Source organism: Streptomyces sp. NPDC048389, assembly GCF_040706335.1.
Taxonomy (GTDB): domain Bacteria; phylum Actinomycetota; class Actinomycetes; order Streptomycetales; family Streptomycetaceae; genus Streptomyces.
In genome coordinates this window covers 51,188-65,039 of the sequence record NZ_JBEZKP010000002.1, presented here as the reverse complement: position 1 = coordinate 65,039, position 13,852 = coordinate 51,188, and the positions used below count along the sequence as shown (strand labels likewise).

The following is a 13,852-nucleotide window of genomic DNA, read 5'->3' as shown; positions in this document are numbered from 1 at the left end:
CTGAACATTACGCCTCAGGGCCTGAGCTGAAACCGGGTTGGGCGGCACCGTTTCGATCGTTTTCCGATGAGTGGGTGACGACACGGGGCCCCGACCCCGTGACGTCCTCGGTCCGGCCGGGAACCGCGAGTACCCGCTGAGTGGCCGTCAGGACCACAAGGGCGGCGATTCCTCCGGCCCCCGCGACGGCGAAACTCCATGCCGTACCGCCGATCTCGACCGCCGGGCCCGCGACGGCCGTGCCGGCGGCCGCGCCCACGCCGAAGGTGGTCACCAGCCAGGAGAACGCCTCGGTGACCGTGCCGCGCGGCGCGTGCCGGTCGACGACGATGAACGCGCAGGCGATCGCGGGCGCGAGGAACACGCCAGCGAGCCCCGACAGCGCCGTCATCGCCACCACGCCGGGCGTGAGGACCAACGGGAGGTAGCCGGCGGCCAGCAGCGCCACGATGATCCGCAGCCGCCGCTCCGGCGCCCCGGCCCACTGCCGCGCCCCGTACGCGGTACCGCCGATGAGCGCGCCGAGACCGAGCGCGGCCATCAGCCAGCCGTACACGGACTCGCGCCCGTGGTCGTCGGCGTACGCCACACCCGCGACCGTGATCGACCCGAGGGCCAGACCGACGAAGAAGAACGCACCGAGCAGCGCGAGCAGACCCGGCGAGCGCAACGCGCCCAGCCAGTGCGCCTCGCGCGGCGCGGAGCGCCAGGCCCGGGACGGTTCCGACAGAACGACCGACAGGGCGCCGACGACACCTATGGCGTTGATCACCAGCAGCGCGGCGGCGGGCGACCAGAGCGACACGAGCAGCGTCACCAGCAGCGGACCGACGGTGAACATGATCTCCTGGGCCACCGCGTCCAGGGCGTAGGCCCGGTGCACCCGTTCCTCCCCGCCCAGCACGCCGGGCCACAGGGCGCGCAGACCTCCCTCGAGCGGAGGCGTGAACAGCCCGGCGACGGCCACGCCGGTGTACGCGACGAGCAGCGATCCGGTACCGGCCGCGGCGAACAGGAACATACCCAGCGCGGAGACGACGGCGGCCGGCAGCTGCACCCTGGGCTGCCCGTACAGGTCCACGGCCCGGCCCAGCAGCGGCTGGCCGACGGCGGTGGCCAGACCGTACACGGCGGCAAGGGCGCCTGCGAGGGTGTAGCTGCCGCCCTCGGCGCGGGTGAAGAGCACGATGGCGATGTGGGCGGTCGCGTTGGGCAGCCTCCCGACGAGGGTGCCGGTGAGCAGCCGTGCGGCGTGCGGCGCCTTGAGAATGTCTGCGTAGCCGGCGGCCATGCCGTCCCCTCTCCCCCGTCTCCGGGCTTGCGACCATGGGCGAGGTTTTACGTATAACGTGAGCTCCATAAGTACCATGTCGACAGTCCGCGGGTCCACAGCGCCGCCGCCCCGGACTCCCGTGACACCACCGACGGGCGGCCGAGGACGGGAGCAGATGGCACACCGGGCCCCGCAGGACCGTCCCCCCGCCGCCGGAGCGGAGACCAACCGCCCCACCAGCCGGGACGTCGCCCGCGCCGCCGGCGTCTCCCAGGCCACCGTCTCCCTCGTGCTCGGCGACAAGTGGCGCGGCCGGGTCTCCGAACGGACCGCCGCCGTCGTCCGCGACGCGGCCCGGGAGCTGGGCTACCGGCCCAACCTCGCCGCCCGCAGTCTCCGCCTCGGCCGTACCAGGACCGCGCTCCTCGTCGTCCCGGCCCTCACCAACGACTTCTTCGCCCGCGTCTACACCGGCGCGGCCGCCGTCGCCGCACAGCACGGCTTCGGCGTCGTCCTGTACCCCTCACCGGAAGGCGTCGGACCCGCCAGGGACCCGTTCGCGTCCGCCCGCACCGCCCTGGACGGCGTGATCGCGTCCTCGATGGCCGTCCGGGCACTCACCGCCATCCGCGGCACCGACCTGCCCCTGGTCATGCTCGACAGCGATCCCGCGGACACCGGCGCGGCCGCCCACGTCAACCTCGACGTCGCCGACGGGATGCGCCAGGTCGCCGACCACCTGCTCACGCTCGGCCACCGGCGGATCGTGCACCTTGCCTCCGCCGTGGCCTCCTGGACCTTCGACGTACGCGCCGGCGCGCTCCACGCCGCGACGGACGCCGTGGCCGGCGCCCGGGTGCGCACGGTCACCGCTCCGCTGGACGTGGACAGCGGCCGGGAGGCCGCCGTGCGGGCGCTCACCGCCCCCGGCCCCCGTCCCACGGCCATCGTGTGCGACGACGACATCCTCGCCGCCGGCGCCTGCAAGGCGGCCCGCCGGCTCGGGCTGCGAGTGCCCGAGGACGTCTCGGTCACCGGCTTCGACGACCTCGCCCTCGCCACCGCCGTCGAACCCGAACTCACCACCGTCCGACTGCCCGCGGAACAGGTCGGCGAGCGCGGCATGACCGCGCTGCTGGACACCCTTGACGGCCGGAGCCCCGAGGAGGGCCGCCTGCCCGTCGAACTCGTCGTGCGGGGCTCCTCCGCGCCCCCGCCGGTCTGACACTCCCCGGCCTCACCGTGCCCGGACATGACTGTGCCCCGGACCGCCCGTGCGGCCCGGGGCACAGCCGTCGGTCAGCCGGACTGGTCCGGGGAGTCCGGGGTGCTGGTGCCGGGAGTGCCGGAGCCGGCACCGCCGGTGCCGGGAGTGCTCGTTCCGGAGGTGCCCCGGGACTCGTCCGTCTCCTCGTCGGACGGCGCGTCCGTCGGCGTGGAAGCGGCGCCGTCGGCCTCGAGCAGCCGCGCCAGCTGCCGCCCCACGATCCGCTTGAACTTCCGCTGCTGCGGCCGCGTACGGTCCAGCACCGCGACCTCCAGGCGCTCCGCCGGGATCTCACGGTCGTTCCCGTTCGACTGGCTGGAAAGCGCCTGCACGGCCAGCTTCAGGGCCTCCGCCAGCGACATGCCGTCCCGGTGCCGCTGGTCGAGGAAACCGCTGATCTGCTCGGCGTTGCCGCCGACCGCGACCGAGCCGTGCTCGTCCACGATCGAACCGTCGTGCGGCAGCCGGTAGATCTGGTCACCCTCCGGGGAGGCGCCGACCTCGGCGACCACCAGCTCCACCTCGTACGGCTTCTCACCGGCGCTCGAGAAGATGGTGCCGAGGGTCTGCGCGTACACGTTCGCCAGGCCGCGGGCCGTCACATCGTCGCGGTCGTAGGTGTAACCGCGCAGGTCCGCGTAGCGCACGCCACCGATGCGGAGATTCTCGTACTCGTTGTACTTGCCGGCGGCGGCGAAGCCGATCCGGTCGTAGATCTCGCTGAACTTGTGCAGGGCACGGGACGGGTTCTCGCCGACGAAGACGATGCCGTCGGCATACTGCAGCACGACGAGGCTGCGGCCACGGGCGATGCCCTTGCGGGCGTACTCCGCCCGGTCGGCCATGGCCTGCTGGGGTGAGACATAGAACGGCGTCGACACCGGCTATCCGTCCCTTTCTGTCAGAGGCGAGTACATCGGAGCCGTCACAGGAGCGCGGCGCGCGGACCGTCGGGCTGGGTGAGGCGGCCCTCGAGGATCGAGCGCGCGATCTCGGACGACTCCGTGTCGGTGAGCCGGCGGAAACCCTCGTCGGTGATGACGGTGACGATCGGATAGATACGCCGGGCCACGTCCGGCCCGCCCGTGGCCGAGTCGTCGTCCGCCGCGTCGTACAGCGCCTGGATCACCAAAGTGGTGGCCTGCTGCTCGGTCAGATCCTCGCGGTAGAGCTTCTTCATCGCCCCGCGGGCGAAGATCGAGCCCGAGCCGGTCGCCGCGAACCCGTGCTCCTCGGAGCGGCCGCCCGTCACGTCGTACGAGAAGATACGGCCCTTCTCCCGGTCGATGTCGTAACCGGCGAAGAGCGGGACGACGGCGAGGCCCTGCATCGCCATGCCGAGGTTGCTGCGGATCATCGTGGAGAGGCGGTTCGCCTTGCCCTCGAGCGAGAGCTGGGCCCCCTCGACCTTCTCGAAGTGCTCCAGCTCCAGCTGGAACAGTTTGACCATCTCCACGGCGAGACCGGCGGTGCCCGCGATGCCCACCGCCGAGTACTCGTCGGCCGGGAAGACCTTCTCGATGTCGCGCTGCGCGATCATGTTTCCCATCGTCGCCCGCCGGTCACCGGCGAGCACCACACCACCGGGGAAGGTGGTGGCGACGATCGTCGTCCCGTGCGGCGCCTCGATGGCACCCTGCAGGGGCGGCAGGGCACGCTTGCCGGGCAGCAGGTCGGGCGAGTGGTCGCCCAGGAAGTCCATGAACGACGAGGACCCGGGCGTCAGGAAGGCAGCCGGCAGACGCCCGGTGCTACGAGTGTTGGCTTCCACGCGTTTCCTTCCGGATTGGCGGCGGCCCGCCGCTTCACGCGCGGGCCGATCTTTCAAGCTGTGCACGGACCTTACCCGCGCCGACGCCGGTCATCCGCCCCGGTGCCCCCGGCCTTCGCCGACGGCACCAGGGGGACGACCAGGGCTACTGACCGCCCTTTTGCACAAATGACCGCACGAAGTCCTCGGCATTCTCCTCAAGGACGTCGTCGATTTCGTCGAGCACGGAATCGACGTCGTCCGAGAGCTTCTCCTGGCGCTCCTTGAGGTCCTCCGCGGCCTGCGCGTCCTGCGCCTGCTCCTCGACCTCTTCCGTGGAGCGCGTCGCGCGCTCCTGTCCGCCGCCGGTGTCCTTGGTCGCCATGCACCTCACCCCGCTCGGTTCGATGTATCTGATCAGACCCTACTCGCGGGGTCCGACATCGGCCCCGCACTTCCTCCAACGTCCGGGGCCCACTTTCATGATTCCCGGCCGGAGGCCATTTCAGCCCCCGGAGAGCACCCGGAGCAGGTCTTCCGCGGTACGGCAGCGGTCCAGCAGCTCCTTGACGTGGTTGCGGGTGCCGCGCAGGGGCTCCAGCGTGGGGACCCGTTGCAGAGAGTCACGGCCCGGCAGATCGAAGATCACCGAGTCCCAGGAGGCCGCGGCCACGTCGTCCGCGTACTGGTCGAGGCAGCGGCCACGGAAATAGGCCCTGGTGTCCTCAGGAGGCTTCGTCTGCGCCCGTTCCACCGCACTCTCATCCAGCAGGCGCTTCATCCTGCCGCGGGCCGCCAGGCGGTTGTACAGGCCCTTGTCAGGGCGCACGTCCGCGTACTGGAGGTCCACCAGGTGGAGCCGGGCGGCGTCCCACTCCAGCTGGTCACGGCGGCGGTAGCCCTCCATCAGCTCACGCTTGGCGACCCAGTCCAGTTCGCCGGCCAGGCTCATCGGATCGGTCTCGAGCCTGCCCAGGGTGTCCTCCCAGCGAGCCAGAACGTCCTTGGTCTGCTCGTCCACGTCGGCGCCGAAACGGTCCTCGACGTACTTGCGAGCGAGCTCGAAGTACTCCATCTGGAGCTGCACGGCGGTGAGTGTGCGGCCACTGCGGAGCGTGATCAGCTGTTTGAGACCCGGGTCGTGCGAGACCTGGTGCAGCGTCCGCACCGGCTGCTCGACGGCGAGGTCGACCGCGATGAAGCCGTCCTCGATCATCGAGAGCACCAGGGCCGTGGTGCCCAGCTTGAGGTACGTCGAGATCTCGGAGAGGTTCGCGTCGCCGATGATCACATGGAGGCGGCGGTACTTCTCCGCGTCGGAGTGGGGCTCGTCCCGGGTGTTGATGATGGGGCGCTTGAGCGTGGTCTCGAGCCCGACCTCGACCTCGAAGTAGTCCGCGCGCTGACTGAGCTGGAACCCGTGCTCATGGCCGTCCTGGCCGATTCCGACCCGGCCTGCGCCGGTGACGACCTGCCGGGAGACGAAGAACGGGGTGAGGTGGCGCACGATGTCAGAGAAGGGGGTCTCCCGCTTCATCAGGTAGTTCTCGTGCGTGCCGTAGGAGGCGCCCTTGTTGTCGGTGTTGTTCTTGTAGAGGTGGATCGGCTGGGCGCCGGGAAGCTGTGCGGCCCGCTCGGCCGCCTCCGCCATGATCCGCTCCCCGGCCTTGTCCCAGAGGACGGCGTCGAGCGGGTTCGTGACCTCGGGCGAGCTGTACTCGGGGTGGGCGTGGTCGACGTAGAGCCTGGCGCCGTTGGTGAGGATGACATTGGCCAGGCCGATGTCCTCGTCGGTGAGCTGGCTGGAGTCGGCGGCCTCGCGGGCGAGGTCGAAGCCGCGGGCGTCCCGCAGCGGATTCTCCTCCTCGAAGTCCCAGCGGGCGCGGCGCGCCCGGTGCATCGCCGCCGCGTAGGCGTTGACGATCTGGGACGAGGTGAGCATGGCATTGGCGTTCGGGTGGCCGGGGACGGAGATCCCGTACTCCGTCTCGATGCCCATTACTCGCCGTACGGTCATGCGGCCCTCCTTGCCCGGCGGCGTCCCCCTCCGGGAACGGCGCTCAAGTACCGCGGGTGCTCCGGTGCGTGCGCGGTGCCCGTCCCCGCACTGCGCGACCCGGCGGTACGAAAGAGCCTAGAACGCCGCTGCGTGGCTGGGGAGATCAATTTCGTCATTACTGCAGTGTGGCCGGACCCTGACCGGAAAGCAGCCGGCTGCGGATGCGCCGGCCCCCGCCTACGGGAGGGGGCGGCGCATCCGCAGCCGGTGTGCCCTTACAGGTACTGACCGGTGTTCGCCACCGTGTCGATGGACCGGCCGGTGTCCGCGCCCTGCTTTCCGGTGACAAGGGTACGGATGAAGACGATCCGCTCGCCCTTCTTGCCGGAGATGCGGGCCCAGTCGTCGGGGTTGGTGGTGTTGGGGAGGTCCTCGTTCTCCTTGAACTCGTCCACGCAAGCCTGGAGGAGGTGGGAGACCCGAAGGCCCTTCTGGTTGTGGTCGAGGAATGCCTTGATGGCCATCTTCTTGGCCCGGTCGACGATGTTCTGGATCATCGCGCCGGAATTGAAGTCCTTGAAATAGAGGACTTCCTTGTCACCGTTGGCGTACGTGACCTCGAGGAAGCGGTTCTCCTCGGATTCCGCGTACATCTGCTCCACGACCGACTGGATCATGGCGTGGGCCGCGGCCTCCTTCGATCCGCTGTGCTCGGCGAGGTCGTCGGCGTGCAGCGGGAGCGAGGGGGTCAGGTACTTGGCGAAGATGTCCTTGGCGGCCTCCGCGTCCGGACGCTCGATCTTGATCTTGACGTCGAGCCGGCCCGGCCGCAGGATCGCGGGGTCGATCATGTCCTCGCGGTTGGAGGCGCCGATGACGATCACGTTCTCCAGGCCCTCGACACCGTCGATCTCGGCGAGGAGCTGCGGGACGATGGTGTTCTCCACGTCCGAGCTGACACCGGACCCGCGGGTGCGGAAGAGGGACTCCATCTCGTCGAAGAAGACGATGACGGGGGTACCCTCGCTCGCCTTCTCGCGGGCACGCTGGAAGACCAGGCGGATGTGCCGCTCGGTCTCACCGACGTACTTGTTGAGGAGCTCGGGGCCCTTGATGTTGAGGAAGTAGCTCTTCCCCGCGGGCCGGCCGGTCACCTCGGCGACCTTCTTCGCAAGGGAGTTGGCGACGGCCTTCGCGATCAGTGTCTTGCCGCATCCCGGCGGGCCGTAGAGCAGGATGCCCTTCGGCGGCCGCAGTTCGTGCTCCTTGAAGAGGTCGGGATGCAGATACGGAAGCTCTACGGCGTCCCGGATCATCTCGATCTGGCCGCCGAGGCCGCCGATCCTGGTGTAGTCGACGTCGGGGACCTCCTCGAGGACCAGCTCCTCGACCTCGCTCTTGGGGATCACCTCGTACACGTATCCGGAGCGCGACTCGAGCAGCAGGGCGTCACCGGGGCGGATGCTCATGTCCAGCAGCGGCTCGGCGAGCCGGACCACGCGCTCCTCGTCGGTGTGGCCGATCACCAGGGCGCGCTCGCCGTCCTCAAGGATCTCCTTGAGAGTGACGATGTCCCCGGCGCGCTCGAACTCCATGGCCTCGACCACATTGAGCGCTTCGTTGAGCATGACTTCCTGGCCGCGCCGGAGCTCTTCGAGCTCGACGCTGGGGCTGACGTTCACCCGGAGCTTGCGGCCCCCGGTGAAGATGTCGCAGGTGCCGTCCTCGTTGGCCTGCAGGAAGACACCGAAGCCGGCCGGCGGCTGGGCGAGCCGGTCGACCTCCTCCTTGAGGGCCACGATCTGGTCGCGGGCCTCACGGAGCGTGTTGGCGAGCCGCTCGTTCTGAGCGGACACGCCGGCCAGGTTTGTCTGCAACTCGACGATCCGCTCTTCGAGAATCCTCGTGTGTCGCGGAGAGTCGGCGAGCTTGCGGCGCAGGACGGCGATTTCCTGCTCGAGATAGGCAACCTGGCCGGCTGGGTCTTCAGACCCCCGCCCCGGCCGGATGCCGCGGTTGATGTCGTCGTCGTGGGCTGCCACGGTCCTCACCTCCTCCAAGGGGAGCTGGACGCTTCCTGACCCTACCTGTGTGGGTGGTGATTGAAACCCCTAGATCACAAAGACGGAAGGGGTGTGTCCGATCTTCACCCTTGCGCTCTTCCTCCTGCGAGGGGAATACCCACCGGATACCCACCCCGCAACATCGGGAAGCGGGCGGTTGTATCGTCGAAGCGTTCAACACCCGTCAGGGGTGGCACGACTTGCTTCACAGAGCTACACCCGACGAAGGAAACGGCAGGAGATATGACCGTGCAGCACGAGGTTCCCACCGACGGTGCCGCGGAGGCACTCGAGGTCTGGATCGACCAGGACCTGTGCACGGGGGACGGAATCTGCGCGCAGTACGCGCCCGAGGTCTTCGAGCTCGACATCGACGGACTGGCATATGTGAAGTCCGGCGAGGACGAACTGCTCCAGAGCCCGGGCGCCACAACGCCGGTGCCGCTGCCGCTGCTGACCGACGTCGTGGACTCCGCCAAGGAGTGCCCGGGCGACTGCATCCACGTCCGCCGGGTTTCGGACAAGGTGGAGGTCTACGGCCCCGACGCGGAGTGACGGATCACATACTCCGCGCCTCGGGCTGCGCGCCACGGACGAACTTCCCGCCCTGCCACTGCCACTTGACCTGTCGGCGCTCGTCGGGACAGCAGCCGGGCACGGCCGCCGACGAGTAGCCGAACAGGGTCGCCGTAACGGCGGCGTCACGCACCGCGAGCGCGCCGACGCTCTGCTTCTCGCCGGGCTCGACGAGAGTGGCGACCACCCTGGGACCGGAGTCCCGTCCGTTCGCGAGTACGTAGACGCCGCTGGGGGGTGTGCCGGAGCCCGCGTCGCACCGCGCGGCCACCACGGTCTCCGGCGTGCCGTCGCCGTCGAGGTCGCCCGTCGCCTTCTTGACGACGACGCTGCCCAGGCCGCCGCATTCGAGGGGCAGCCGCACGGCCGCGGGGTCGGGCGCGGGAACGGGGGCCGCCACCGTGGTGGTCTCCCGGCCGCCGCCGGGCTGGGAGGCCGTGGCGGTCTCGGGCTGCGTCAGTCCTGCGCCCGCCACCACTGCGGCCATCGCCGCTGCCGTGGCCAGCCAGTGCACCGGGCGGGCGTGGGTGTGCGCGAGGTCCGGGACGGCTGCCGAGTTCTGCACGCGAGGGGTCTCCTGGGAGGGCTGTGCCGGCGGGGGTGGCCAGCATCGTGCCATACGTCACACGGGACCGGAACAGCGGGGTCCGTAAGGCTCGGGTAGAGGCACGAGGCCGCTCGAGCCCGGGTTCCCGGCCCAACACAAGAAAGCCGCCGCCGAGTTCCGTGCGGGGCACGGGAACTCGGCGGCGGCTTCGGTGCGTTGTATCGGGTACGGCCTCGTGACCTTCGGGTACGGCCCGTCAGCCCTTGTTGGGGCCCTCGTAGTCCTCGCCGTAGGCACCCTTGGCGGGCCGGCGTCGGCGCATCGGGGGCTCGACTCCGTCGGCGAGGCGGCGGGCGGTGACCAGGAAACCGGTGTGCCCGATCATCCGGTGGTCGGGGCGCACGGCCAGGCCCTCGACGTGCCAGTTGCGGATCATCGACTCCCACGGCTGCGGCTCGGCGAAGCAGCCGATCTCCCGGATGGACTCGACCGTGCGCGCCAGCTGGGTTGTGGTGGCCACGTAGCAGCACAGGATGCCGCCGGGGACGAGTGCCTTGGAGACGGCTTCGAGGCACTCCCAGGGGGCGAGCATGTCCAGGATGACCCGGTCGACGTCGGCGTCGGTCAGGTTGTCCTGGAGGTCGCCGACGGTGAGCTGCCAGGCGGGGTGCGGGCCACCGAAGTAGCGTTCGACGTTCGCTTGCGCGATTTCCGCGAAGTCCGCACGGCGCTCGTAGGAGTGCAGCATGCCGTGGTCGCCGATGGCGCGCAGGAGGAAGCTGCTGAGCGAGCCGGAGCCCACCCCGGCCTCCACGACGCGGGCGCCGGGGAAGATGTCGGCGAAGGCCAGGATCTGCCCCGCGTCCTTGGGGTAGACCACGGCGGCGCCGCGGGGCATGGACAGGACGTAGTCGGGGAGCAGGGGGCGCAGCGCGAGGTAGGCGACGTTTCCCGTGGTTCGGACAACACTGCCCTCGGGAGCGCCGATCAGCTCGTCGTGCGGGAAAGAACCCTTGTGGGTGTGGAAGTTCTTTCCGGCCTCGAGCGTGAACGTGTAGTGGCGTCCCTTGGGGTCGGTGAGCTGGACCTGGTCCCCGACCTTGAAGGGCCCGCGACGGCGGGCGGCACCGGTCGGTTCGGACATGTGACCAGTGTATGGGGTTCAGGAACCGGGGCGTGCCATGGCTGCGACGAAGGCCCGTTCGACGTCCGCGGCGGACAGGACACCGTAGATCTCGCCGGTCTCCTCCAGGACGAGGTACTCACTGGCGGGGGTGGTGCGCAGGGTGTCGAGCAGGGCTTCGCCGGCGAGTTCCGCGGGAACCTTCATACCCTCGGTGAGGTCCTGGGAGAGGCCCCCGACCGCTACCCAGGGGCGGCGGTGCTCGGGGACGCCGACGATGGCCGCCTCGCGGACGATTCCGGTCGGGTCGCCCTGGCCGTCCACGACGACGAGGGCTCGGGCTCCGGCCTCGTTGGCGCGGCGCAGGGCCTCGGACAGGGGGGTGCCGGACTCGACGGGCACGGCACGGCGGGTCAGGGCGCGGGCCGCGAGCTCGGGCAGGTGTTCACGCAGACGGGCCATCCGCAGGCTGTTGCCGGCCCCGGTCCAGATGATCGCGGCGAGGATGGCGGCGAGCAGGGCGTCGGTGACGGTCTCCATGCCCCCGATGTCCTCGGTGGAGTTCCCGAGGGCACCGGTGTGGGTGAGCAGCGGCAGGCCGATGAGGACGGCGACGGCCAGGGCCCGGCCGACCCAGGCGGCCGCGACGGTGCCGGCCATGGGCCTGCCGGTGATCTTCCACACGACGGCGCGCAGCATCCGGCCGCCGTCGAGCGGGAGGCCGGGCAGCAGGTTGAAGGCGGCCACGATCAGGTTGGAGATCATCAGACCGGCGAGGAGCACGCCGGGCACGGTGTCCGGCTCCACCGCGTACAGGCCGAGGTAGAAGACGCCGCCGAGGACGAGCGAGAGGAGCGGTCCGACGAAGGCGAGCCAGAATTCACGGCCCGGGGTCTCCGTCTCCTTCTCGATCTCCGAGACTCCGCCGAAGAACTGCAGCTGGATGCGGCGGACCGGGAGTTTGAAGCGGAGGGCCGCGACGGTGTGGGCCAGTTCGTGGACGAGCACGGAGGCGTAGAAGGCGACGGCGAAGAACAGGGACACCAGGTAGCGTGCGTTGCCGAGCTCGGGCAGGACGCGGTCGAGCTGTCCGCCGAAGACCCAGGTGATCAGCGCGGCGACGACGAACCAGCTCGGGGCGACGTACACGGGAACGCCGAAGGGGCGGCCCATCAGGATGCCACCGCCCGGCCCGGCGGGGCGCCGGGACCTGCCACCGCCGGACGGCTTGTCCGGCCCGGTCCGCGCCCGCTCGCGCTCACCGCTCGTGTCGTCCTCTTTCACGGGTTCCCTTCGTTGCAGATGCGTCGGCAACTGTGTCGGCGAGAGTGCCGTTCGTACGTCGTCCGCTCGAAATGATGCAGTGCTCGGGTTCTGTCGTCGATGGTATGCCGCTCGCTGTCAGCGGCGGGCCGTAGGGTCTGCGTCATGAGTACGAGTCAGCAGCCCGCGGAGCCGGTCGCGCCCGGCGGACCTTCCGTGCCGGTCCCGTCCGGCGGACCGCCGGTGCCGGTGACCGCCGCCGGGGCAGCCGTGTCCGTCGCCGAGGACTGCGCGGGGGCGTCCGCGGGGGCGGACTGCGCCGCGGAGGAGTCCCCGCGCGTCGCGCGTCCTGCGTCGCTCTCGCCGTCGCGTGCGAGCGACTTCATGCAGTGCCCGCTGCTCTACCGGTTCCGGGTGATCGACAGACTGCCCGAGAAGCCGAGCGAGGCGGCGACACGCGGGACGCTGGTACACGCGGTGCTGGAGCGGCTCTTCGACGATCCGGCGGCCGAGCGGACGGCGCCCCGCGCGAAGGCGATGATTCCCGGCCAGTGGGACCGGCTGCTCCAGTCGCGGCCCGAGCTGGGCGGGCTCTTCGCCGAGGACGGTGGCGGCGAGCGGCTGACGCGCTGGCTCGGTGAGGCGGAGCGGCTGGTGGAGCGGTGGTTCACGCTGGAGGACCCGACACGGCTGGAGCCGGTCGAGCGGGAGATGTTCGTGGAGACGGAGCTGGATTCGGGGCTGCGGCTGCGCGGTGTGATCGACCGGGTGGACATCGCGCCGACGGGCGAGGTGCGGATCGTCGACTACAAGACGGGCAAGGCCCCGCGTCCGGAGTACAGCGAGGGCGCCCTGTTCCAGATGAAGTTCTACGCGCTGGTGATCTGGCGGCTGAAGCAGGTGGTGCCGCGCCGGCTGCAGCTGGTGTATCTGGGCAGCGGCGATGTGCTGACGTACGACCCGGTGCCGGCCGATCTGGAGCGCATCGAGCGCAAGTTGCTGGCGTTGTGGGACGCGATCCGGCTGGCGACGGAGACGGGCGACTGGCGGCCGCGGCCCACGAAGCTGTGCGGCTGGTGCGACCACCAGTCGGTGTGTCCTGAATTCGGCGGCACTCCCCCGGTTTATCCGCTGCGTGTTTCCCCGCGCGAATCGGCCGAGGACGATCAGGGCAGAATGGGCCCGGTCTAAAAAAGGAGTACCCGTGGCTATCCGCGTCCTACTGGTCGACGACCAACCACTGCTGCGCACCGGTTTCCGGATGATCCTCGAGGCAGAGCAGGACATCGCGGTGGTCGGTGAGGCCGGGGACGGCCTCCAGGCGCTCGACCAGGTCCGGGCGCTCCAGCCCGACGTGGTGCTGATGGACATCCGGATGCCCCGGATGGACGGCGTGGAGGCGACCCGGCAGGTCACCGGACCCGGCCGGGACGGCCCGGCGAAGGTCCTGGTGCTGACGACCTTCGATCTCGACGAGTACGTGGTGGAGGCGTTGCGGGCCGGCGCGAGCGGCTTCCTGCTGAAGGACGCACCCGCGGGCGAGCTGGTCCAGGCGATCCGGGTGGTCGCAGCGGGCGAGGCCATGCTGGCGCCGAGCATCACCCGCAGGCTGCTCGACAAGTACGCCGATCACCTGCCGTCCGGCGAGGAGCCTGCCCCGGACACGCTGCGCACGCTGACCGACCGTGAGGTGGAGGTGCTCAAGCTGGTCGCCCGCGGACTGTCCAACGCGGAGATCGCGGCGGACCTCTTCGTCAGTGAGACGACCGTCAAGACGCACGTCGGCCATGTGCTCACGAAGCTGAGCCTGCGCGACCGGGTCCAGGCGACGGTGTACGCGTACGAGAGCGGGCTGGTGCGCCCCGGCGCCCAGTAGGAATCGACGCAGGAAGCGGCGCCCGGCACCCCGGGCGCCGCCGATATCGTGTTCGCCACCGGAACGGCCGGCCTCCGGCAGCTGCCCGAAGCAGTTGCCGGAGGCCGGCCGTCGG

At 70.3% G+C, this 13,852-nt stretch carries 13 protein-coding genes; 4 read left to right on the top strand and 9 right to left on the bottom strand.

Going from position 1 to position 13,852, the window contains the following annotated elements; genetic code table 11:
* Positions 1-7: 7 nt before the first annotated feature.
* Entirely contained in the window at positions 8-1,291 is a 1,284-nt protein-coding gene (locus tag AB0903_RS02035) for an MFS transporter (protein ID WP_366698003.1), read from the bottom strand.
* A gap of 157 nt (positions 1,292-1,448) precedes the next feature.
* Between AB0903_RS02035 and AB0903_RS02030 the strand changes: the two genes are divergently transcribed.
* The gene (locus AB0903_RS02030) at positions 1,449-2,498 is read left to right on the top strand and encodes a LacI family DNA-binding transcriptional regulator (protein ID WP_366698001.1); all 1,050 of its coding nucleotides are present in this window, start codon (positions 1,449-1,451) and stop codon (positions 2,496-2,498) included.
* 74 nt (positions 2,499-2,572) lie between these two features.
* Here the strand turns inward: AB0903_RS02030 and prcA are convergent, their stop codons facing one another.
* From prcA to arc, 5 genes are all read right to left on the bottom strand, one after another.
* Entirely contained in the window at positions 2,573-3,421 is an 849-nt protein-coding gene (gene prcA, locus AB0903_RS02025; protein WP_366697999.1) for a proteasome subunit alpha, read from the bottom strand.
* Positions 3,422-3,465: 44 nt separating this feature from the next.
* A complete protein-coding gene (gene prcB / locus AB0903_RS02020) occupies positions 3,466-4,311 on the bottom strand; it encodes a proteasome subunit beta (RefSeq protein ID WP_366697997.1) in 846 nt (281 codons plus the stop codon).
* Positions 4,312-4,456: 145 nt separating this feature from the next.
* Positions 4,457-4,675: a ubiquitin-like protein Pup gene (locus AB0903_RS02015; RefSeq protein WP_366697995.1), complete on the bottom strand. Its 219-nt coding sequence runs from the start codon at positions 4,673-4,675 to the stop codon at positions 4,457-4,459.
* A 120-nt stretch (positions 4,676-4,795) separates the two neighbouring features.
* On the bottom strand, positions 4,796-6,307 hold the full coding sequence (gene dop, locus AB0903_RS02010; protein WP_366697993.1) for a depupylase/deamidase Dop: 1,512 nt from the start codon (positions 6,305-6,307) through the stop codon (positions 4,796-4,798).
* A 257-nt stretch (positions 6,308-6,564) separates the two neighbouring features.
* On the bottom strand, positions 6,565-8,331 hold the full coding sequence (arc, locus tag AB0903_RS02005; protein WP_366697991.1) for a proteasome ATPase: 1,767 nt from the start codon (positions 8,329-8,331) through the stop codon (positions 6,565-6,567).
* A 264-nt stretch (positions 8,332-8,595) separates the two neighbouring features.
* Here arc and AB0903_RS02000 point away from each other — a divergent pair, with 264 nt between their 5' ends.
* Positions 8,596-8,907: a ferredoxin gene (locus AB0903_RS02000; protein ID WP_366697989.1), complete on the top strand. Its 312-nt coding sequence runs from the start codon at positions 8,596-8,598 to the stop codon at positions 8,905-8,907.
* Between the two features lie 4 nt (positions 8,908-8,911).
* Here AB0903_RS02000 and AB0903_RS01995 read toward each other — a convergent pair whose 3' ends face one another.
* The 3 genes from AB0903_RS01995 to AB0903_RS01985 form a co-directional block, all read right to left on the bottom strand.
* The gene (locus AB0903_RS01995; protein ID WP_366697987.1) at positions 8,912-9,493 is read right to left on the bottom strand and encodes a hypothetical protein; all 582 of its coding nucleotides are present in this window, start codon (positions 9,491-9,493) and stop codon (positions 8,912-8,914) included.
* A 238-nt stretch (positions 9,494-9,731) separates the two neighbouring features.
* Positions 9,732-10,619: a tRNA (adenine-N1)-methyltransferase gene (locus tag AB0903_RS01990; protein WP_005319518.1), complete on the bottom strand. Its 888-nt coding sequence runs from the start codon at positions 10,617-10,619 to the stop codon at positions 9,732-9,734.
* 18 nt (positions 10,620-10,637) lie between these two features.
* Positions 10,638-11,882 carry a site-2 protease family protein gene (locus tag AB0903_RS01985; RefSeq protein ID WP_366697985.1) on the bottom strand — a complete coding sequence of 415 codons (1,245 nt, stop codon included), beginning with the start codon at positions 11,880-11,882 and terminating at the stop codon, positions 10,638-10,640.
* A 144-nt stretch (positions 11,883-12,026) separates the two neighbouring features.
* Here AB0903_RS01985 and AB0903_RS01980 point away from each other — a divergent pair, with 144 nt between their 5' ends.
* Positions 12,027-13,052, top strand: coding sequence for a RecB family exonuclease (locus AB0903_RS01980; protein ID WP_366697983.1), 1,026 nt, complete (start codon positions 12,027-12,029; stop codon positions 13,050-13,052).
* Positions 13,053-13,065: 13 nt separating this feature from the next.
* A complete protein-coding gene (locus AB0903_RS01975) occupies positions 13,066-13,737 on the top strand; it encodes a response regulator transcription factor (protein ID WP_366697981.1) in 672 nt (223 codons plus the stop codon).
* Positions 13,738-13,852: the final 115 nt, after the last annotated feature.